At 71.0% G+C, this 20,995-nt stretch carries 18 protein-coding genes and 1 tRNA gene; 9 read left to right on the forward strand and 10 right to left on the reverse strand.

The annotated features are described in order from the left end of the window. The first annotated feature begins 16 nt into the window (after positions 1 to 16). The gene (locus B7K21_RS04490) at positions 17 to 499 is read left to right on the forward strand and encodes a GtrA family protein (RefSeq protein ID WP_159448413.1); all 483 of its coding nucleotides are present in this window, start codon (positions 17 to 19) and stop codon (positions 497 to 499) included. Between the two features lie 8 nt (positions 500 to 507). On the opposite strand, the gene B7K21_RS04495 is transcribed toward B7K21_RS04490, so the two are convergent. Together B7K21_RS04495 and B7K21_RS04500 are read right to left on the reverse strand one after the other, a co-directional pair. After that, positions 508 to 1,821, reverse strand: coding sequence for an ATP-binding protein (locus tag B7K21_RS04495; RefSeq protein ID WP_084074012.1), 1,314 nt, complete (start codon positions 1,819 to 1,821; stop codon positions 508 to 510). A 9-nt stretch (positions 1,822 to 1,830) separates the two neighbouring features. Next, a complete protein-coding gene (locus B7K21_RS04500; RefSeq protein WP_084074013.1) occupies positions 1,831 to 2,508 on the reverse strand; it encodes a response regulator transcription factor in 678 nt (225 codons plus the stop codon). An 85-nt stretch (positions 2,509 to 2,593) separates the two neighbouring features. On the opposite strand from B7K21_RS04500, the gene B7K21_RS04505 reads away from it, so the two are divergent. Beyond that, positions 2,594 to 4,756, forward strand: coding sequence for a hypothetical protein (locus B7K21_RS04505; RefSeq protein ID WP_084074014.1), 2,163 nt, complete (start codon positions 2,594 to 2,596; stop codon positions 4,754 to 4,756). A 26-nt stretch (positions 4,757 to 4,782) separates the two neighbouring features. On the opposite strand, the gene B7K21_RS04510 is transcribed toward B7K21_RS04505, so the two are convergent. Beyond that, the gene (locus tag B7K21_RS04510; RefSeq protein WP_084074015.1) at positions 4,783 to 5,175 is read right to left on the reverse strand and encodes a hypothetical protein; all 393 of its coding nucleotides are present in this window, start codon (positions 5,173 to 5,175) and stop codon (positions 4,783 to 4,785) included. A gap of 237 nt (positions 5,176 to 5,412) precedes the next feature. Between B7K21_RS04510 and B7K21_RS04515 the strand changes: the two genes are divergently transcribed. Continuing rightward, a complete protein-coding gene (locus B7K21_RS04515) occupies positions 5,413 to 5,667 on the forward strand; it encodes a WhiB family transcriptional regulator (RefSeq protein ID WP_084074016.1) in 255 nt (84 codons plus the stop codon). Positions 5,668 to 5,724: 57 nt separating this feature from the next. Here B7K21_RS04515 and B7K21_RS04520 read toward each other — a convergent pair whose 3' ends face one another. Beyond that, the gene (locus B7K21_RS04520; protein ID WP_084074017.1) at positions 5,725 to 7,194 is read right to left on the reverse strand and encodes a sensor histidine kinase; all 1,470 of its coding nucleotides are present in this window, start codon (positions 7,192 to 7,194) and stop codon (positions 5,725 to 5,727) included. A 120-nt stretch (positions 7,195 to 7,314) separates the two neighbouring features. On the opposite strand from B7K21_RS04520, the gene B7K21_RS04525 reads away from it, so the two are divergent. From B7K21_RS04525 to B7K21_RS04535, 3 genes are read left to right on the forward strand one after another with little or no spacing between them, the layout of a single operon-like run. Then, positions 7,315 to 7,812 (forward strand): DUF2505 domain-containing protein, encoded by a 498-nt coding sequence (locus B7K21_RS04525; protein WP_084074018.1) that lies wholly within the window; start codon positions 7,315 to 7,317, stop codon positions 7,810 to 7,812. Positions 7,813 to 7,815: 3 nt separating this feature from the next. After that, positions 7,816 to 8,226 carry a CrcB family protein gene (locus B7K21_RS04530; RefSeq protein ID WP_084074019.1) on the forward strand — a complete coding sequence of 137 codons (411 nt, stop codon included), beginning with the start codon at positions 7,816 to 7,818 and terminating at the stop codon, positions 8,224 to 8,226. After that, positions 8,223 to 8,588 carry a CrcB family protein gene (locus B7K21_RS04535; RefSeq protein WP_084074020.1) on the forward strand — a complete coding sequence of 122 codons (366 nt, stop codon included), beginning with the start codon at positions 8,223 to 8,225 and terminating at the stop codon, positions 8,586 to 8,588. Before B7K21_RS04530 ends, B7K21_RS04535 begins: the two co-directional genes overlap by 4 nt. Positions 8,589 to 8,733: 145 nt before the next feature. On the opposite strand, the gene B7K21_RS04540 is transcribed toward B7K21_RS04535, so the two are convergent. From B7K21_RS04540 to B7K21_RS04560, 5 genes are all read right to left on the reverse strand, one after another. Beyond that, entirely contained in the window at positions 8,734 to 10,089 is a 1,356-nt protein-coding gene (locus tag B7K21_RS04540) for an APC family permease (protein ID WP_144016066.1), read from the reverse strand. A 37-nt stretch (positions 10,090 to 10,126) separates the two neighbouring features. After that, complete coding sequence (locus tag B7K21_RS04545; protein ID WP_200806238.1) at positions 10,127 to 11,593, reverse strand: amino acid permease; 1,467 nt, start codon at positions 11,591 to 11,593, stop codon at positions 10,127 to 10,129. Between the two features lie 194 nt (positions 11,594 to 11,787). Beyond that, positions 11,788 to 11,864 (reverse strand) — tRNA-Met (locus tag B7K21_RS04550). Between the two features lie 53 nt (positions 11,865 to 11,917). Continuing rightward, the gene (locus B7K21_RS04555) at positions 11,918 to 14,884 is read right to left on the reverse strand and encodes a UPF0182 family protein (RefSeq protein ID WP_084074023.1); all 2,967 of its coding nucleotides are present in this window, start codon (positions 14,882 to 14,884) and stop codon (positions 11,918 to 11,920) included. 66 nt (positions 14,885 to 14,950) lie between these two features. Beyond that, positions 14,951 to 16,126 carry a PDZ domain-containing protein gene (locus tag B7K21_RS04560; protein WP_234989178.1) on the reverse strand — a complete coding sequence of 392 codons (1,176 nt, stop codon included), beginning with the start codon at positions 16,124 to 16,126 and terminating at the stop codon, positions 14,951 to 14,953. 107 nt (positions 16,127 to 16,233) lie between these two features. Between B7K21_RS04560 and B7K21_RS04565 the strand changes: the two genes are divergently transcribed. The 3 genes from B7K21_RS04565 to B7K21_RS04570 all read left to right on the forward strand — a co-directional run bounded on the left by B7K21_RS04565 (position 16,234) and on the right by B7K21_RS04570 (position 18,980). Continuing rightward, on the forward strand, positions 16,234 to 17,646 hold the full coding sequence (locus B7K21_RS04565; protein ID WP_234989179.1) for a zinc-dependent metalloprotease: 1,413 nt from the start codon (positions 16,234 to 16,236) through the stop codon (positions 17,644 to 17,646). Positions 17,647 to 17,812: 166 nt separating this feature from the next. Further along, complete coding sequence (locus B7K21_RS12725) at positions 17,813 to 17,968, forward strand: DUF5679 domain-containing protein (RefSeq protein WP_144016067.1); 156 nt, start codon at positions 17,813 to 17,815, stop codon at positions 17,966 to 17,968. Positions 17,969 to 18,134: 166 nt separating this feature from the next. Further along, the gene (locus tag B7K21_RS04570; RefSeq protein ID WP_084074024.1) at positions 18,135 to 18,980 is read left to right on the forward strand and encodes a hypothetical protein; all 846 of its coding nucleotides are present in this window, start codon (positions 18,135 to 18,137) and stop codon (positions 18,978 to 18,980) included. Between the two features lie 21 nt (positions 18,981 to 19,001). Here the strand turns inward: B7K21_RS04570 and B7K21_RS04575 are convergent, their stop codons facing one another. After that, complete coding sequence (locus B7K21_RS04575) at positions 19,002 to 20,984, reverse strand: ATP-dependent helicase (protein ID WP_084074025.1); 1,983 nt, start codon at positions 20,982 to 20,984, stop codon at positions 19,002 to 19,004. Positions 20,985 to 20,995: the final 11 nt, after the last annotated feature.

Raw genomic sequence — 20,995 nt, forward strand, 5'->3', positions numbered from 1 at the left:
GGTACGCTCGACAACCATGACACTCGTCGACCGTCTGCGGGGCCGCGCGGGAGAGCTCGCGCGCTTCGCGACGGTGGGCGCCGCGGGCGTCGTCGTGAACCTGGGAGTGTTCAATCTGCTCAGGCTCGGGCCGCTCGCTCCCGACTCGACGGTCGCGGGCGATGACGACCGCGTCGTCACGGCCAAGGCCATCGCCACGGTCGTCTCCATCGCCTTCGCATGGCTCGCGCACCGCGGCTGGACGTTCCGGGGGATGCAGGTGCACCGCCCCGGCGCCGAGGCGCTGCTGTTCTTCCTCATCAACGGTGTGGCGCTCGGGCTCGAGGCGGGGGTGGTCGCGCTGTCGCATCACGGGCTCGACCTCACGTCGGCGCTCGCCGACAACGTCGCCGCGGCGATCGGGATCGGACTCGGGACCGTCGCCCGCTACGTGGGCTACCGGCTCTTCGTGTTCCGTGACGCCGCGCCTTCGCACGACGAGGAGCGCTCAGAGCGCTGAGGCGCGGATCAGCGGCGGCGGCGGCCGCGTCGGCGCTCGACGCGGCTGTGCGGGACGACCTCCTCGAGGTCGACCATGCGCGGCACGCCCTGGAGGAAGACGGAGAACACGGCGGGCCTGCGCTGGGACAGCTCGAGCCGACCCCCGTCCGCCGTCACGAGGTCGCGCGCGAGTGCAAGTCCCAGCCCGTGCCCACGACCGGACGTGACCTCGCGCTCGAAGATGCGCGGCGCGAGATCGTCGGGCACTCCTTCGCCCTCGTCACGCACCTCGATGACGAGCGCGTGGTTCGCGCCCGAGGACCGCGCGGAGACGGTCGTGGTGCCGCCTCCGTGGTGGAGGGAGTTCTCGATGAGAGTCGCAAGCACCTGCGCGAGCGCGCCCGGGGTGGCGAACAGCGTGGCGTCCGTGTCCTCGACCACCAGCGCGCGACCGGCGCGCGCGAACGACGCCTCCCACTCCTCGTACTGCTGGGCGAAGACCTCGGCGAGCTGCACCATCTCGGTCCCCGCGCCGAGCGCGCGTCGCGATCGGCCCAGCAGGTCGTCGACGACGCCGACCAGGCGCTCCACCTGTTCGAGCGATGCGTCGACCTCGGCCCTCACCTCGTCCTGATCGGTGGTGAGGGAGATCTCCTCGAGCCGCATCGTGAGCGCCGTGAGCGGCGTGCGCAGCTGATGCGACGCGTCGGACGCGAACTGGCGTTCGGCCGCGAGGCGCGCGGCCATCCGATCCGCGGATCTGCTCAGCTCGTCCGCGACCATGTCGATCTCCTCGACTCCGGTGCGCTCGAGGCGGGGCCGAGTCTGACCGGCGCCCACCTGCTCGGCGGAGGCGGCGAGGTACACCAGCGGGCGCGCGAGCCGCTCGGCCTGCCACGACGCCATCGCGACACCCGCGACGACCGCGATGACGGCGACCGCGAGCACGAGACCCACGAGCCGTGACGCTTCGAAGAACACGTCCCACCATGCGACCTCCATGATGACGACGATCCCCGAGTCGGAGGACTCCGAGTCGGAGAGCGCGGGCGAGGGACGCTCGCCGGCCGAGTGCTCGGAACCGTCGGGCAGGCGCACCGAGATGTAGCGCGGCGCGCCCGACGCGGTAGAGACGAACGACGAGAGCGTGCGCTCGTCGATGGTCTCACCGAGGAGGTACCTGACCTCGAGCGCACGCGCCGCAGTCGAAGTCCTGAGATCCAGGTCCCGCTCCGCGTCGCCACGGATCAGCTGCGCGGCAGCAACCCCTAGCGGGATGCCGAGCAGGATCACCGCGACCACGAGCGCGGAGATGGTCGCCTGGAGCATCCGCCGCCTCACGGCGCGCTCCTAGTCGTCGTTCTCGAAGCGGAAGCCCATGCCGCGCACGGTCGTGATGTACCGCGGGTTCGCGGCGTCGTCGCCGAGCTTGCGGCGCAGCCACGAGACGTGCATGTCGAGCGTCTTGGAGGGCGCACCCGACTCCGCCTCCCACACCTCGCGCATGAGCGACTCGCGCGACACGACCGAGCCTGCGTTGGCGACGAGCACCTGCAGCAGCTCGAACTCCTTGGAGCTGAGCTGGAGCTCGGCGTCGCCGAGGTATGCGCGGTGCCCCGACACATCGACGCGCACGTCGCGGGCCGCGATCTCGCCGGCAGCCTCACCGCCGACGCGACGACGCAGGAGCGCGCGCACGCGTGCGAGCAGCTCGGCGAGACGGAAGGGCTTGGTGACGTAGTCGTCCGCGCCGGCGTCGAGGCCCACCACGAGGTCCACCTCGTCTGCGCGCGCGGTGAGCATGAGGATCGGAACCTGGAGGCCCTTGTCGCGGATGCGCCGCGCGACATCCACGCCGTCGATGTCGGGCAGGCCGAGGTCGAGGATCACCAGATCGGCGTCCTCTGCTCCCCCGACTCCTCCGGCACCGGTTCCGTGCCATTGCACGTCGTAGCCTTCCCTACCCAAAGCCCGGGTCAAGGGTTCCGAAATAGTCGGGTCATCTTCGACCAAGACAATGCGGGTCATGGGGACACGATACCGCTGGGACCCGACATTGCAAGAGCCGCGCGACACGCCACGGCGCGCGTCGCCGCCGGTAGGCTCGGAAGGCGTGAGCGCACTCGACGCAGACGCCGCGGCCCTGCGTGAGCCGCGCCTCCCCCAGCCGCTGATCGCAGCCGCCTCCGCGGCGCCTGCGGCGATCGTGCTGATCGCCTCGTCGCTCGCGCTTGCCGCAGGCGTGGCCGTCTCTCTCGACGCGCATCATCCCTGGACAGTGATGCCGCTTGCGGCCCTGATCGCCGCGCTCGGATGGAGACCCCTGGTCCGCGTGGATCCGCACCCGCGCGCCGCCCTCGCGGGCACCCTGCTGGTCGTGGGGCTCGTCGCCTGGACCGTCGCGAACGCCCTCATGGCGTCCGAGTACCTCATCGTGGTTCGCGACCCCGGCTTCCTCACCCTCTCGGGGATCTGGCTGGTCGACCATGGAGGCACCGACATCCCGGCGTCGGGGGCGATCGAGGCGGCGGCCCTGCAGGCCAACCTCATCCCCGACGCCTCGGAGGCGTGGACCCTGCGCGGCGAGATGGTGCAGCCCCAGGGGGCGCACATGCTCCCCGCGACCATCGCGATCGGTGGCTGGATCGGCGGCCTGAACGGCGTGCTCGTCGCCAACGTCGTCGCCGGCGCTGCCGGGCTCGCCGCAGTCCACCTCGCCGCCCGACGGTTCCTGACCCCGATGGCGGCCCTCGCCCCTGCCACCGCGCTGGCGTTGACCGTCGCGCACATCGGGCTCTCACGTGCCGCCTATACCGAGCCGCTCACGCTGCTGTTGGTCATCGCGGGCCTCGCGTGGACGTGGCAGGGAGTCGACGAGCGACGCTGGGCACCCGTGCTCGCGGGCGCGATCGCGACGGGCGCCACGAGTCTCATCCGCATCGACGCCGCCGCGTTCGCCGTCGGCGCGCTCGCCGGGGCGGCGCTCGCACTCGCCGCCAGCCCGCACGACGCGACCTGGCGGCGGCGTGCTCTTCTGGGCTTCGCCGGAATGCAGCTGCTCGTGCTCGGCGCCGGCTACCTCGCGCTTCTGCGCTGGAGTCGGGAGTACGTGCTGCGCCTCACCGATCAGATCACCTCCCTCGGCGCCGTCTACGTTCTCGGGCTTGTCGTGGCAGTCGCGTGGGCGCTGACGTGGGGGCGACGACTCCGAGGTGAACGCCTGCTCACGGGCGCGACCGCACGCCTGGGCCATCGCGGCTCCCTGATCGGCGCGCTCGTCGTGTCCGGAGCCCTGGTCGCGCTCGCGTCGCGACCGCTGTGGACGGTGGTGAGGCGCGGAACCGAGACGCCCTCCGACGTGTTCGCCAATGGGGTGGTCGAGCAGTTCCAGGCAGCGGCTGGCATGGAGATCGACCCTCTGCGCACGTACGCGGAGCACACGATCACCTGGATCAGCTACTACCTCACCTGGCCGCTCGTAGCGCTGGGAGTACTGGGGTTCGGACTCATGACCTACCGCGCGCTGCGCGGCCAAGGGGCCTGGTGGATCGCGCTCGCGGCACTGCTCGCGCCGACGCTCATGTACGCGTGGCAGCCCTCGATCATGCCCGATCAGCTCTGGGCGATCCGGCGCTTCGAGCCCGCCTCGCTGCCGGGATTCCTCCTCGCGGCCGCCGTCGCCGCGTGGTGGCTCGCGAGCCTCCTGCGCACCGAGGGCGCGCGCCATTCCGCGCGCAGAGTCGCCGCGATCGCATTCGTGATGCTGCCCCTCAGCACGTGGGTCTCGGTCGTGCCGGGCGACGAGGACCCGGTGCTCGCGGCGGTCAACGTCGCCACCCGCGAGATGGGCGCCCCGCTCGGAGGCGGCGAGCACGACGGCGCGGTCGCACAGGCTCAGGCTCTGTGCGACGTCGCCGACGGCCGCCCGATCATCCTCGCGGGCACCTCGTCGCACTTCGGGACACTGCGCGTGATGTGCGACGTGCCGGTGGTGCTCGCGCTCGTGGAGCCGACGCAGGAGACGCTCGCGGCGATGACCGAGGTGTTCGGCGAGCCGCCGGTGGTGCTCACGCGGAACGCCGAGTGGGTGGCGTGGACCTCGGAGCCGCAGGTCGTGGTGTCATCGACCGTGGTGCATTCCGACTACTCGTTGCAGCGGATTCCGCGCACACTCATCATGCGTTCCTATGAGTGGTACGCGGGCGTCGTCACTCCCACAGGCGAGGTGCAGCCGATCGCGCGCGAGAAGGCCGCTGCCTCAGCCCTCAACCCCTGAGGGATTGCACCCCCGTGACCTGAGCGTCAGCGGCCCTCGTCGGTCTCGGCAGATGCGGCGGCCGCGCCGCGGCGCGTCACAGCGATCGCGACCACGCCCGACACGACCACGATCACCGCCGCGGCGACAGGAAGTGCGCGCCAGATCAGCGTCGCGATCGCTACCTGCAGCAGCTGCCAGGTCAGGGCTGCGCCATACGACCAGCTCGAGCCTCGTGAGAAGCCGCGCGCGATCAGGGCGACTGATGCCGCGCCGAGGACGGCACAGGCTGCGATACCCAGCGCCGCACCCCCGTCGGCGGTGCCCACCTGGGCGAAGTGAACGGCTGCCCCCGCCGCGAGCGCGGCGAACGCCACGGCCTCGAGCCACAGCAGCACCGAGGCCGCGCGCGTGAGCAGATCCGGACCTGGGCGAGGCATGCCCCCCACGGTAGCGCGCGTCGGGATCAATCCGGGCCCCTCGCGCGTTACCCGAGGGACGGCAGTACCCGTCACGAAATCCCCTCTCAACTGTGAGAAAGGTCGCAGAATTGGGGTCTTGTCATCTGTTCGTAACAATGCGACGATGGTAGGCAGTGATGTTGCAGAGACGCGACGGATCCTCCTTCCTCCCCCGGAACCGAGGCCGTCGCGCTCGTTTTTTCCAAGGAGTTCAAGATGGATTGGCGCAATCGCGCAGCCTGCCTCGAGGTCGACGACCCCGAGCTGTTCTTCCCCGTCGGCAACACCGGCCCCGCACTCGTTCAGATCGAGAAGGCCAAGGCCGTGTGCAACGGCTGCTCGGTCCGCGAGGTCTGCCTGCAGTGGGCCATGGAGCACAACCAGGACTCCGGCGTATGGGGCGGACTGTCCGAGGACGAGCGCCGCTCGCTCAAGCGCCGCGCTGCGCGCGCACGCCGCGCCGCCAAGTAGCCGCGCGCCCGGCGACGCCGGGTGTGGTGCCCGGCGGCCGCTCGCCTGAGCCGTAGTTCAGTACCGCGTGTCAGTGCGCGGCTCCGACACGCGCACATCGAGGCGCACCATCGAGCCGCGGCCCGTATCGGTCCACTCGATCGAGCCGCCCAGTTCGTTCTCCACGAGCGTGCGCACGATCGACGAGCCCAGGCCCGTCGGGTTCCCCGTCAGACCCGAGCCATCGTCCTCGATCTCCACGTGCAGACGCTCGCCGTCGCTCGTGCGATCCGCGCGGATCGTGATTGTGCCGTGCTCGCGCCCCTCGAAGCCATGCTCCACGGCGTTCGTGATGAGCTCCGTGACCACGAGCGCGAGCGACGACGCCCACTGCGCCGGGATCATGCCGAAGTCACCCTCGCGCACGATGCGCGCCTGCACGTTCGGAGAGGCGACGTCCGCCGCCATACGCATCGACCGCTGCGCGAGGTCATCGAAGTTCACGAGTTCGTCGAGCGTGCCCGAGAGGGTCTCGTGAACCATCGCGATGGTGCTGACGCGCCTCATGGCCTCGGCCAGCGCCTCGCGGGCCTCCGGCGCCTCCACTCTTCTGGACTGCAGCCGCAGCAGCGCCGCGACCGTCTGCAGGTTGTTCTTCACCCGATGGTGGATCTCGCGGATCGTGGCGTCCTTGGTCACGAGCTCGCGCTCGCGGCGCCTCAGCTCTGACACGTCCCTGCACAGCAGTACCGCGCCGTGGCGCACGCCGTTCTCCGTGACGGGGATCGCGCGCAGCGACAGTGCGGCACCGCCTGACTCGATGTCGGTGCGCCACGCGGCCCGGCCCATGACGACCATCGCGAGGGTCTCGTCCATCTGGCCCTTGTCCAGCATGAGAGTGCTGACCTCGCGCGGCAGCGACTTATTGATGAGCGGGCCCGTCAGACCCAGGCGGTGGAAGCACGACAGCGCGTTGGGGCTCGCGTACGTGACATGCCCGGCCGCGTCCAGCCTCAGCACGCCGTCGCCGACGCGGGGCGCACCGCGGCGCGGGCCGCTGATGGCGGTCGCCGTGGGGAACTCGCCTCGCGTGATCATCTGGAGGACGTCGTCGGCCGCGCCCTTGTAGTTCAGCTCGAGCCTGGACGACGACCGCGACACCGCCTGCGAGACCTCGCGTGTGAGCACCGCGATGGGCTTGCCGTCGAGCACCACGGGCAGCGCGTCCTCGCGCACGGCGAAAGTCTCGTCCCAGCGCGGCTCCCGCGAGGCGACCATCGCGCGCTCGTCGAGAGCGCGGCGCAGATGCGCGTTGCGTCCTTCCGCGGCCCTGGACCCGACGATGTCCTCCTGGTGCACCGTCGGCCCCGTGGACGGCCGGCACTGGGCGATAGCGACGAAGCCGCCGTCGACCTCGAGCCACAGCACCAGATCGGCGAACGAGAGGTCGGCGATGATCTGCCAGTCCTCCGCGAGCATGGACAGGCGCTCCGCCTCGGCGTCGCTGAGGTGCGTATACCTCTCGGCGATCTCTCTCAAACTGGCCACGGGCCCAGCCTACGGCCCTCGTACGGCACTGCACGCGCGCATCGGACGCGCGCTCTGCCGGGGCCGGATCGGGGGTGCCTCGCGGTAGGATCGAGGCACTGCACCAGGGGGATCACGGACATGGACTTCACACACCGGCACCGCCTCGACGCACCGCTCGAGGCGGTCGTCAGGATGTTCGCCGACCGTGAGTTCGTGCGCCGCCGCGGTGCCACGATGGGCGCGAAGGTCCTCGACGCCGACGTCGACGGCACCAGCGACGCCGACTTTCAGGTGACGCTGCGCCGCGAGGCGCCCACCTCGTCGATCCCGGCGGAGTTCCGCGGCTTCGTGGGCGCGAGCCTGGTGATCACGTACGTCGAGGCGTGGGAGGCCCCCGAGGAGGGTCAGCGCATCGGTACGTTCGCCGTGGAGATCCTCGGGGCGCCCGGCCATGTCTCGGGGGCGATCGGGCTCACCGACGAGGGCCCGGCCACCGAGCTGCTCGCCACCGGCAAGGTCACGGTGCCGATGCCCCTCGTGGGGCCCATGATCGAGAAGGCACTGGTGGAGAACGCCTCGCGGCTGCTCGAGGCCGAGCTGGCCGAGGCCGACGCCTGGCTCGCGGAGCGCGCGTAGCGGATGCTGCGCCCGCTGCTGCTCGTCTTCGTCGGCGGAGCCGTCGGCGGTGTGCTCAGGCTGATCGTTGGGGCGGCGCTGAGCGCCGAGGGCAGCGTCCCGTGGGACCTCGTACTGATCAACGTGCTCGGATCGGCAGTGCTCGGCTTCGTCGTCTCACGCGCCGAGCGCGAGGGCGGCTGGGCCCTGTTCCCCGCCATCGGCCCTGGCCTGCTGGGAGGGTTCACCACCTTCTCCGGGATCGCCGCGCTCACGTGGACGGCCGACGCGGCTGAGCCGTGGGCGTGGGCGCTGCTGGGCCTCCTGATGGCAGGAGCCGTCGCCGCGGCGGGCGTGGGCTGGTGGTTCGGCTCCGCTGAGGCGGTGCGCGAGGAAGACGTGAAGGAGCGTCGCTACGAGGGTCCACGGCCATGATCGACCCGCTCCTGCTCCTCGCAGCAGCCGCCGGCACCGGAGCCGGTGCCGTGCTGCGCTATCTCGCTGGCCGGATCGACCACCCACAGTCGTTCCCATGGCCGACGATCCTCGTCAACGCTCTCGGGTCCATCCTGCTGGGTGCACTTCTCGCGCTCGAGGCGCGCGGGGCGCTGGGCGCCAACGCACTGTATGTGCTCGGCGGGGGCCTCGCGGGGGGCCTCACCACGTTCTCGTCACTCGCAGTCGACGCGATCGTGCTGTTCAAGGACGGGCGCCGGTCCGATGCGGCGGCCTACCTCGCGGCGACGCTCGCGGTCGGCATCGCGGGGGCGGGCGCGGGATGGTGGCTCGGCTCCTGACGAGGCGCTGCTCTCGGGCCATCCGGGGAGTCGTCGCCCGCACCCCCGGGGACTGAGGTGCGGGCCGAGGACGGTCACACCATGGTGGACCCGTCAACGACTCGGACATGGTAGCGCGAGGAGAACCCACGCGCGACCCCGCCGGTCAGGTGCGACGACGCACCAGCCACGCGAGCGTCGGCCACCCGAGCACCGACGCCACGAGCAGCCACGGCAGCCAAACCCCGCCCTCCCCGGCAGCCGCAGGCGCCGCGACGACCGCGAGGGACACGCAGCCAAGCAGACCCAGCGCGCTCAGCGCCACCGGGACTGCGAGCGTCGCGGTCCGGCCAGCGCGGCGCTGACGGATCGCGGCGGCATTGGCGACGGCGTAGTACGTGAGGATCGTCGCGACCGAGACGAGCAGCAGGCTGGAGATCGGCATCCAGACGAGCGCGGCGGCCGCGAGCGCGATCGCGAGCTCCGCGAGCCACGGCGCGCCACTGCTCCCCTGACGAGCGAGCGCACGCGGCAGATCACCCTCGCGCGCCATGGCCATCGCGGTACGGCCCGCGCCTGCGAGCACTGCGAGCATCGCTCCGCCGACGCTGAGCGCCGCCACGACCGTCACCGCTGCGACCGGGGCACCCAGCGCGTCGGCCAGGCGCTCGATCGGCCCCAGCGTGTTCGTCTCACTGAAGTCGACACCTTGGGGAAGACCGCTCTGGAGACCTGCGAGGCCCACGTGCCACTGAAGCGCGATCGCCAGACCGACGTACAGCGTGAGCACCACCGCGAGCGCCGCGATGATCGCGCGTGGGATCACTCGCGCCGGATCGCGCACCTCCTCGCCCAGCGTGGCGATGCGCGCGTAGCCTGCGAACGCGAAGAAGGCCGCCGCCGCGGCCACTGGGAGCTGCGCGAGCCCGCCCTCAGACGAATGAGGGATCAGCGCAGAGACCACCCCGCCATCCAGGATCGCGGGATCATAGGTCTCGCCCGAGAGCGGCGCGTAGGCGAACCAGCCGAAGCTCACGGGCGTCACGAACGCGAGCACGATCAGTGCGGCGAGCGCGAGGCTGACCACGATCGCGATCGCAGTGGCGCCCCACGCCGTCTTGGTGATGCCTCGCGCGTTGAGCGCCCACACGAGCGCGATCGCAGCGGTCGCCACGCCCTGCGCATGCCCGGGAAGCACGTACGCGCCGAGGACGCCCGCCGCCACTGCGACCGAGGCGGTCTTGCCCACGAGGAAGGCGGCGCCCGCAACGTGTCCCGCCCACGGGTTCAACTCAGCACGTCCATACGCGTAGGCGCCACCCGCGACCGGATGCGCGGCGGCAAGCTGTGCAGTCGAGAGTGCATTGAGCACGGCGACGAGTGCGGCGATGCCGATCGCGGCGAGATACCACTGGCCGGCGGCGAGGACGTCCTCCCACATGTCGGAGAACACGCCCGCGCCGAGCATCGAGCCGACCCCGATCCCCGTGGCACCGAGGATCCCCACCCTTCGCGCGGTCACGACGCGAGGCTAGCAGTCGCGACGCCGTCCGCGCGGTTCACTCCCGCGTGCGCGCTCCCGCCCGCCGCACGGGAATGCTCACGGTCTCCTCGGACATCTCCCCGGCGTGCTCTCCCCCTGCCGCGGACTCGGCCTCGCCTGCCTCGGCCTCCGCCACCGCGTGCGCCGCTCCGCGAGGCCGGCCCGCCCTGACCCACGCCGCGTACAGTACGCCGGCGGCGAGCGCCGTTGCCGCGAGCGAACCGAGCGCTGCGGGCCGGATAACGTTCATCGCGAGCGTGAACGCGACGGCGATCGCAGCCGCGACATTCAGCGCGACCCACCTGCGCTGGCCGTCCCGGTGCGCGAGAATCGCCATCGACGCCAATCCCATGAGGAAGCTCACGAACACCGCGACAGCGTAGAAGAGGACGAGGCGCGGCTCACGCGCGTCGGCAGCGATGACGACAGCTCCCGAGAGGACGAGGAACAGGACGACGCCCACATAGGGGGTGTGGTGCGAGTTCGTGCGTCCGAGCGGCTCGGGCAGGACCCCGTGGGCCGACCCCTCGCCGCGCGCAAGCGCCTTCAGCAAGCCTGGCCCCGCCTGGAAGGACGAACTTGCCGCAGACAGAAGCAGCAGCGCGGTGGCGGCCTGGAACAGCGTGAAGACGGCAGGAGTGCCGACGGCGCGCGCGAGATCGGCGACGAGCGTCGAATCCTCATGCGGCAGGTGAATGCCGAGTGCCACCACGGCTGCGGTGATCGCGAGCGTCAGCGTGCCGACGATGCCGAGCGTGAGCCACAGAGCCCAGCGGCCGAAGGTGCGCCGGCCAGCGTCGTCGAGCTGGGCGAGCTGCGCGATCGCCGAGGACGGCGCCTCGACACCGGTCGCGAGCGCCATCGCGACCGGGAAGGCCAGGATGACCGCGAGCGGCGCGCCATCGAACAGGCCGGGAGCGTGCGTCGCCGTCTGCGCGGCGCCGGGCTCGGCACCGAGCGCGGAGACGAGCACCGCGACTGCCGCGGCGAGGAAGATCACGGTCAGCAGCGCGAACACGGCGCGCCCCAGGTGGCCGAACCACATGAGACCTGCCACGACCACCAGCAGTCCCAGCGCCAGCGGCAGCCGATACGGCGCCAGCGCTGGCAGGTATGAGATGAGAGCCGAGGAGCCCGCCGAGACCGAGATCGCGATCGTGAGGACGAAGTCCACGATCAGCGCTCCCATGGGCACGAAGGAGAGCCCGTCGCCGAAGGCCTTCCCCGTCGCCGCGGCCGCTCCGCCGCCCTCAGGGAAGCGCCCGACGAGCTGGTGATAGCTCGTCACGACGAGTGCGACGACGAGGACGACCATGCCCATCGCAGGCAGGAGCAGCGCCAGGTTGCCGTCGAGCTCGCGGAGCGCGGCCTCGATCGCGTACGCGACGGAGGACACGGGGTCCGCCATCACCGAGAAGGCGAACGCGATCAGCAGCGCGGTCCTCCCGTGGATCCACGCGCGGCGCGTGGCGGGCGCGCTCACGAGGCAGCCCGCCGGGGGCCGTCGCATGCAGGGGACAGATCACACACAAGCACGAAGCGCGAGACTACGCCCGATGTGAGCGCTCTCCAAGGACCTGGGGCCCAGGCGGCGCCGCGTGGCGGGGGACAGTGCAGCGCAACAACACCCTGCGAGAACGACGAAGGCCCGGACCTGACGGTCCGGGCCTTCCGAAGTGGTAGCGGGGACAGGATTTGAACCTGCGACCTCCGGGTTATGAGCCCGGCGAGCTACCGAACTGCTCCACCCCGCGTCGTTGTGCCTGAACAGTCTAACAGGTCTGCGAGGTGGTCCAGGACAGATCGATCAGGCGCCGCCCTCCGCCGCAGCATCGGCCAGCTCCTCCAGGCGTGCCTCCGCCTCGATCGCGTCCTCGAGCGCAGCAGCCAGGTCGTCCTGCGCCACGCCGTAGGCCGCGAAGTCGCCCTCGGCAAGCGCCGCGTTGCCGCGCTGGATCGCCTCGTTGGCGCGGTCCAGGGCGTCGCGCAGGTCGTCGCGCGCCTCGGTGGCGGCGGGCGGCTCCTCGGTGCCGTCGCCGGTACCGTCGCCTGCACCATCGCCGTCCGTGGCGCCGTCACCCGATCCGTCGCCGGTGCCGTCGCCCTCGTCGATGCCGTCGCTGGCGCCGTCGCCGAAGACTTGGTCGAGCGCTTCCGCGAGAGTGTCGGCGAATCCGACCTGCTCGCCGAAGGCCACGAAGACCTTGCGCAGCAGCGGGACCTGCGTGCCGGAGCTCGCCTGCACGTAGACGGGCTGCACGTACAGAAGGCCGCCTCCCACGGGCAGCGTCAGCAGGTTGCCGTTCTCGACGGTCGACTCGCCCTGACGCAGCAGGTTCAGCGTCGTCTGCGCCTCGGAGTCCGAGTTGAAGTTGTTCTGCACCTGGCCCGGGCCCGGGATGGTCGAGTCGCGGGGCAGCTCGAGCAGCCTCAGCTGGCCGTAGCTCTCTGCGACCTCGCCCGCGGTGTCTCCCGTCTCCGAGTCCACCGCGAGGTAGCCCGTGAGGATGTTGCGCGCGTCGGAGCCCGCAGGGATGAAGTTCGACGTGAGCGAGAAGGTCGGCTCGGACTGCCCCGGCATCTGCAGGGATAGGTAGTACGCCGGCTGGCGCTGCGTCGAGTCGTTCGGGTCGGCCGGGACCTGCCAGAAGTCCTGCGCTGAGAAGAACGAGGCTGCGTCGTCCACGTGGTACTGAGACAGCTGGTAGCGCTGGATCGTGAACAGGTCCTCGGGGTAGCGCAGGTGGCTCATGAGGTCCGCCGAGATCTCGGACATCGGCTGGATCGCGGTGGGGAACACGTGCGACCAGGTCTGCAGGATCGGGTCCTGGTCGTCCCACGCGTACAGCGTCACCGAGCCGTCGTACGCGTCCACGGTGGCCTTGACCGAGTTGCGGATGTAGTTCACCAGCGTGGGCTGGAGCGCCTCGTCGGTGCCTGCGAACAGTCCGGACACGCTCAGACGGCTCGAGTACGGGTAGTCCGACGTGGTGGTGTAGCCGTCCACGACCCACACCACGCGCTCGTCGACCACGGCCGGGTAGGCCGTCGAATCGAGCTGGAGGTACGGCGCGACGCGGGCCACGCGCTCGATCGGGTCGCGGTAGTACAGCACCTGCGACTCGGACGTGACGCGGTCGGAGAACAGGATCTGCTCGGAGCCGAACGAGATCGCATACATCGCCTTGGCGAAGATGTTGCCGATGCTCGGGCCGCCCTCACCTGTGTACGTCGTGTTCTGCTGTCCCGTCGGCGAGTCGTCGTCGGGGTAGTCGAGCTCCCACGGAGAGGTCCCGGCGGGGGCGCCGACGATCGAGTAGTCGGGCAGGTTCTGACCGAAGTAGATGCGCGGCTCGTACTCGCCGAGCAGTCCCGAGGACGGGATCCCGCCCTCGAAGAACGACGGCTGGCCGTCGCGGTTGACCGTGTTGCCGTACGCGGCCACCACGCCGAAGCCGTGCGTGAAGACCGTATGGTCGTTGACCCAGTTGCGGTTCTCCGCGTCGAGGCCCTCGAGATTGAGCTCGCGCACCGCGATCACGGTGTCCTGGGACTCGCCGTCGATCGCGTAGCGGTCCACGACCAGCGGGTCGGCGAATGTGTAGTACTGGCGGTTCTGCTGCAGCTGACGGAACGCCGGCGAGACGATGTTCGGGTCGAGAAGGCGGATCTGCGCCGTCGTGTCGGCGTCCGCGCGCAGCGCTGCGGAGTCCGCCTCGGTCGTCGCGTCGTACTGCGTCACCTCGACGTCGTCCAGTCCGTACGCGGCGAGAGTGGCGTCGATGTTGCGCTGGATGAACGGCTCCTCGAGCTCCTGCTCGTTGGGGTTGACCTGGAAGCGCTGCACGATGCCGGGGTAGACGGCGCCGATCGTAATCGCAGCGAGCACCATGAGCGAGACGCCCACGATGGGGATGCGCCAGTCGGCGCGCCAGATCACGACGAGGAACAGGATTCCGACGATGACCGCGATGCCTGCGAGGATCTCGCGCGACGGCAGCACCGCATTCACGTCCGTGTAGTTCGCGCCGTAGAAGTTGTCGTCGGGGTTCTGCTTGGTGAGCAGACCGAAGCGGTCCAGCCAGTAGTTGACGGCGATGGCGAGCATGACGATCATGCCAAGGATCGCGAGCTGGATCCTCGCGCCCTTCGAGGCGATGAACGAGCGCCCACCGCCAGCGATCGAGCCGTACAGCAGGTGCACGAACGCCGAGACGACGGCGCACAGAATGGAGATGGCGAGCACGAAGCCCACGAGCGAGCGCAGCACCGGGAGGGTGAACACGTAGAACGAGGCATCGAGACCGAACTGCGGGTCGGTCACGCCGAACGGCTCCTGGTTGAGGAAAGCGACGAAGGTCGTCCACTGCGATGCCATGGCGCCGCCCGCGATCAGACCCACGACCGCGGGAAGCGCGATCATGACGGCCTTCTCGAGCGGCTCGATCTGCTGACGGTAGCGGTCCAGCCCCGAGCGTCCGTCCACGCGGGCCGGGCGCGCGCGCTTGGCGAGGACGAGCGACAGCCACACGGCGCCGGCGGCAAGCACGCCGAAGATGAGGAAGATAGAGAGGCGCGCGATCCACTGCGTGCGCACCACGTCGAAGTAGCCCGCCTGGCGGTACCACGCGATCTCGGTCCAGAGGTTGGCCAGGATCACGGCGGCGACGACGAGCACGCCCAGTGTGATCGCGGCGATGCCAAGCGGCGAGCGCCTGCGTGGGACGTCGGGTCGGCGTGGCGGGGTCGGCTGGCGGTCGTCGGCGAACGTCACTTCGGGCCCTTCGGCTGATCGGGAACGCCGGCGGGGACTGCGCCGGCGCGTACGAGACTCTGCTGACTAGCCTGCCACAGCGGAGCACGTCGGCAGGGCGTTGGTCTGCCCCTCACCGATCGCGACGATGGCGGCATAGGCGTCGTCGATGGTCTCGACCGCTACAACGGACAGACCAGCGGGAATGTGCCCGATCACTTCATCACAATTCGATTGCGGCGCGAGGAACCAGGCAGCCCCGTCACGCGCGGCGCCTGCCATCTTCAGCGCGATGCCCCCGATGGGCCCCACGTCGCCCGTCGTGTCGATCGTGCCGGTGCCCGCGACTGCTACCCCCGCAAGCTCGTCCTCGGGCGTGAGGAGGTCCATGATGCCGAGCGAGAACATGAGGCCCGCGCTCGGGCCCCCCACCGTGTCGATGGCGACGTCCACCTGGATCGGCAGGTCGAACTCGGGGTCCACGAAGATGCCCATCACAGGCTCACCCTCGCCGTTGTCCGAGAGCACGAACGAGACGTAGAGCTCCTCGCCGCCCCGATCGATCGTGACGTCGACCTCGTCGCCTGGCTCGTGCGCGGCGATGCCGTCGGCGAGATCGGCGAAGCCATCGAGCCGCTGCCCGTCGAGCGCCACGAGGTAGTCGTCCACCTGAAGCACACCGATCGCGTCCGAGCCCTCGATGAACTCCGCGACCCTCAGCTCGGCCGGAACCTCGGTGCCGAGCGCCTCGAGCGCGGAGACCGTGGCGCGCTCCTGCGACGTCACCCAGTCGACGCGCGACTGCTCGGCCACCTCCTCGGCCTCCTCGTCCGTCGCCCCGAAGACCGCCTCCCGGGGCACCGTGTATGCGGAGCCGGACAGGAAGGCGCGCAGGACGGCGCCCATCGTGAACGGCTGGGATGCGGCGTCCGACACCGAGACCGTGGTGAGCCGCAGCTCGCCAGACGGCGGATACGTCGGCGCGCCGGTAATCGTCACGAGCGACGCGCCGCCATCGGTCGCGAGCGTGTCGTACGTCGGCCCGGGGCCGCCGATCGCATAGGGCGACGGCACGATGGTGAGCACCGCGATCAGCAGGCTGGTCGCGAGCCCTGTGACCGCCATCACGGTGCTGCGCCGCGTCGGACCCGCGTGGTCCTCCTGGTCGGCTCCCGCACGAATGCGCTCCCACACGTCCGACGCGGCGGCCTCCTCGGTGACAGCGGTCGACTCGGCTTCGGGACGGGTCGGGTCGTGGCTCACCCGGCCATCATTGCTCATAGCGAACGCGGGGCCCAATCCGCCCCCCGGTTCGTTACGTTGAGTGAGGGCGCACCGTCACGCGCCCGCACCGTGGGCGAGGAGAACCCGTGAACGACGATCAGACCCCCTGGATGCGCCTCCTGCGAGAGCTGTTCGGGGACGATGCCGAGGCCGCGCTCGAGGAGCTCCAGCGCATGGGCATGGACCCCCAGGCGCTCGCAGCCGCCTCTGGGATGACCGCCTCGCCTGCGATGATGGACCACGTGCTGAGCCAGATCCGCACGCTCCTGTCGCAGTCCGACGGACAGACGGTGAACTGGCAGCTCGCCCACGACGTCGCGCGCGGCGTCGCGGCGCAGGGCGGCGACCCGACCGTCACGGCGTCGATCGCGGCGACCCACCGCGAGGCCGTCTCGCGCGCCGAGCTGTGGCTCGATGCCGTCACCGATCTGGACCCCTCGCGCCTCGAGCCGCGTGTCTGGAGCCGCGCCGAGTGGGTCGAGGCGACCCTGCCGACGTGGCGCGTCCTCGCGGGCCCCGTCGCCGAGAGCGTCTCGCAGGCGCTCGGCGGCGTGCTGTCGCAGGAGATCGGCGGTGAGGACGCCGAGCTCGCTGCGGTGCTCGGCTCGCAGGCGGGCGGCATGCTCGCCTCCGTCAGCCCGACCGTGTGCGGGATGCACATGGGCCAGGCCGCCGGCCAGATGGCGCAGGAGACGTTCGGCGGCACGGACCTCGGACTGCCCCTCCTCCCCGAGCCGCGCGTCGCTCTCGTGCCAGGCGCGATCAGTGCCTTCGCCGAAGGTCTCGAGGTGCCCGAGGACCAGGTGCGCGTGTACCTCGCACTGCGCGAGGCCGCGCACGTACGCCTGTTCCAGGCCGCCGCGTGGCTGCCCGGCACGCTGCACGCGCTCGTCGAGCGGTACTCCGCCGGCATCCGCATCGATCTGGACGCGCTCGACTCCGCCGTGCGGGAGGCCGGCCACGGCGATCCCTCCACGCTGCAGCAGGCGCTGACGAAGGGCATCTTCACGCCGCACGCCGACGATGAACAGCAGGCCACGCTCGCATCGATCGAGACTCTCCTCGCCCTGATCGAGGGATGGGTCCAGGACGTGGTGACCCGGGCCGCCGCGCCGCACGTGGCTCAGGTGGGGGCGCTGGGCGAGATGATGCGCCGCCGCCGGGCCGCGGGCGGCCCGGCAGAGGATGCGTTCGCCAATCTCCTCGGGCTCGAGCTGCGGCCCCGTCGCATGCGTGACGCCGCCGCGCTGTGGGCGGCGCTCGCGTCGCGCGGAGGACCCGAGGCGCGTGACGCCGTCTGGTCGCATCCCGACCTGCTTCCGACCGCAGAGGACCTCGACGACTGGACCGCGTGGGTCGAGCGGCGCCTCACCGGCGACGACGACGACACGATGGACCGCGAGCTCGAGCGGCTCCTCGGTGGCGGCACAGACGCGGACCCCGCGAACGATCTCGATGCGGACGGTCCGGACGAGTCGGAGAGCCCGGGGCGCGAGTGACGCCCAGGGTGCCGTAGGCTCTCTCAGTCGCCACAGGCCCCACGACACGTCGGGGCGGGATGACGACCTTTTGTCCCCCCTCACGTCTACGCTGGGGGGCGAAGGGTCCACGAGACCGATCGACGCGCGGCGCACCGGCGCCGCGCACTACGAAGGAGGAAGGCTCATGGGCGAGAAGTACCAGGGCGAGTTCTACTGCGTGAAGTGCAAGGAGAAGCGCGAGACCGAGGGTGACGTGGTCGTCGCCAACGACCGTCGCATGGCCAAGGGCATCTGCCCCGTGTGCGGCACCAAGCTGAACCGCATCCTCGGCAAGGCGTAATCGCCCCACCGAAGGCGTGACGAAGGCGGGCTCCCCTCGGGGGCCCGCCTTCTGCATGTCCGGCACCTCTCGGTGCGCGCAGAGATCGTGCGGCGGCACCCTGCGCGGAACAGGAGCGCCTGTGGAGAACCCGGGCGGGAGCGCGTCGCGATGCGACGATCGGCGCATGCGGCTCAGACCAGGCGTTCCCGTGCTCGTGCGGCCCGACGGCCCCGTGCAGGTGGGTGTCGCGCGTCCCATCCTGATCGAGTGCGCGGATCCCGCCACCAGCGCCGCGCTGGCGCTCATGGAACCGCCTGGCATTCCCGCCGCGCACGGGCCCGCGCCCGCCACGGTCGCGCGCCTGCGCGACGCGGGACTGCTCGCCGACGGCCCACGTGAGACCGCCGAGGCCACTGTCACGATCCACGGCGCCGGCGCGCTCGGGGTGGAGATCGGCGTGGCTCTCGCGGCCGCGGGAGTCGGTACCCGCTACGAGGACGCCGCACCCGCGCGCGTCGAGCCGGACGCCTACAGCCCGAGGCACGTCGCCTCCACGTGCGCGGGGGCGGCGCACTGGACGGTTGCCGAGCGCTCCCCCTGGTCCCCACCGCCCGGCGAAGTCGTGCTGGGCGCGGCGATCGCTCTGGGCGGGGTCAGCCGCACTGTGACGGCCCGCTGGGAGTTCGACGGCCTCCCGCATCTGCTCATCTCCGCGGACGAGGACGGCGTCGACGTGGGACCGCTGGTCGTCCCCGGCGTCACCGCGTGCGCTGGCTGTGTGGCGCATCACGCCCGCGAGCGCGATCCGGCTTGGCCGTCCCTGCTGCTGCAGCTCGAGGCGCGGCGGCCATGGGTCGATCCGCGCGTGCTCACCGAGGCTGCCGGCACGGCGGCGCGTCTGCTGCTGACGGAGCTGTCGCGGCGCCCCGACGAGGCGCCGGTCTCGTCTCGCTGGCGGCTCGAGCCGCTGACGGCCCCCCGGCAGAGCGAGGTGACACCGCATCCCGCGTGCGGGTGCGGCACCGCGTGACCCCGGCGCTCAGCGATGCGGTCAGTGCTCGGCGACGATCTCCAGGATCTCGAGTCCGAAGCGCTCGAGTTTCGAGGCTCCCACGCCGTTCACGCGAGCGAGATCGCCGAGCGTGCCCGGCCTGTCCCTGGCGATCTGCACGAGCGAGGCGTCCACCAGCACTGTGAAGGCGGGCTTGCCGTCGGTCTGGGCGACGTGCAGCCGCCACCTCTTGAGCGACTCGAAGAGCCGCAACTGTTCCACGTCCAGGTCGGCGAGCTGCGTCTTGGTGGACGTGCGGGGAGCGCGCGCGGGCGCCGCGTCGGGCCACCAGCGCTCGAGGAAGCGAGTGCGCTTGCGGGTCGCCTTGCCACCTTCGCGACGAGCACGCGCGAAGGACAGCGCGAGATGCTCGCGGGCACGCGTGATCGCGACGTACAGCAGCCGTCGCTCCTCCTCGATGGCCTCGTCCGTCTCCGCCATTGAGATGGGCATGAGCCCCTCGGAGCAGCCGATCACGAACACGGCATCCCACTCGAGCCCCTTGGCGGCGTGCACGGTCGTGAGCGTGACGCCCTCGACCGCGGGCGCGTGCTGGGCCTGGGCGCGCTCCGCGAGGTGCTCGACGAACTCCCGCAGGGTGGTCTCGCCGCCCGCATCCGCATCCATGTCGTCCGCCAATTGCACGAGCGCCTGCAGGTTGTCCCACCGCTCGCGCACCGCCCCGCGCTCGGCAGGCGGCTTCTCAGACCAGCCGGCGTCCGAGACCACGGCGCGCACCTGCTCGCCGAGCGGTGACTCGTCGGGAGAGACTGCCGCACCGCGCAGCAGCACGACCGCCCGCTTGATCTCGTCACGGTCGAAGAAGCGCTGCCCGCCGCGCACGAGGTAGCCGACGCCACGCATCGACAGCGCCTCCTCGAGCGCCTCGGACTGGCTGTTGGTGCGATATAGGACGGCGATCTCGCTCGCGGGCACTCCGGCCGCGATCAGCGACTGCGCCGCGTCGGCCACGCCTGCCGCCTCCGCCGCGTCGTCCGCGTACGCCTTGAAGCCCACCGCAGGCCCCGAGGGTCGCTGCGCGACGAGCTCCACGCCCGCGCTGGCCGCACCGCGTCGCGCCATGAGGCCGTTCGCAAGGTTCACGACCTGCGGAGTCGAGCGGTAATCGCGGACCAGGCGCACCGTCTGTGCCGCCGGGTATCGCCTTGCGAACTCGAGCAGATGCTGAGGCGAGGCGCCCGCGAACGAGTAGATCGTCTGCGCCGGATCGCCCACGACGCACAGCTCCTCACGGCCGCCGAGCCACTGATCCAGCAGGAACTGCTGCAGCGGAGAGACGTCCTGGTACTCGTCCACGACGAAGTGACGGTACTGGCGGCGGATCTGATCGCCCACCTCGTGGTGGCGGCCGATCATGTCGGCGAGCAGCAGGAGGATGTCCTCGAAGTCGAGGACCACGGCCTGCGTCTTCGCCTCCTCGTAGGCCCGCATCACGTCCACCACCTGCGCACGTGACAGGCCCGCGGGCTCAGGACGACCGCGGTCCGCGGTCACGCGCACGTAGTCCTCTGCCGCGACGAGCGACACCTTGGCCCACTCGATCTCGGAGGCGAGGTCGCGCACGGCGAGGCGGTCCACACTCAGTCCCGCGTCACGCGCGGCGCGGCCCACGAGAGGCGCCTTGTGCTCGACGAGCTGCGGCACCTGGCCGCCGACGACCTGCGGCCAGAAGTAGCTCAGCTGCCGCAGCGCGGCGGCGTGGAAGGTGCGCGCCTGGACTCCCGTGGCGCCAAGCGCCCTCAGGCGCTGCCGCATCTCACCCGCGGCGCGCGCGGTGAACGTCACCGCGAGCACGGACTGCGGGTTGTAGGCGCCCACGCGCACCCCGTACGCGATCCGATGCGTGATCGCCCTGGTCTTGCCCGTGCCAGCACCCGCGAGCACGCACACGGGACCGTGCAGCGCGGTGGCGACCTCCCGCTGCTCGGGGTCGAGGGCATCGAGAATCTCGTCGGCAGACATCACACGCATTG

The organism is Demequina sp. NBRC 110052, assembly GCF_002090075.1.
Lineage (GTDB): Bacteria > Actinomycetota > Actinomycetes > Actinomycetales > Demequinaceae > Demequina.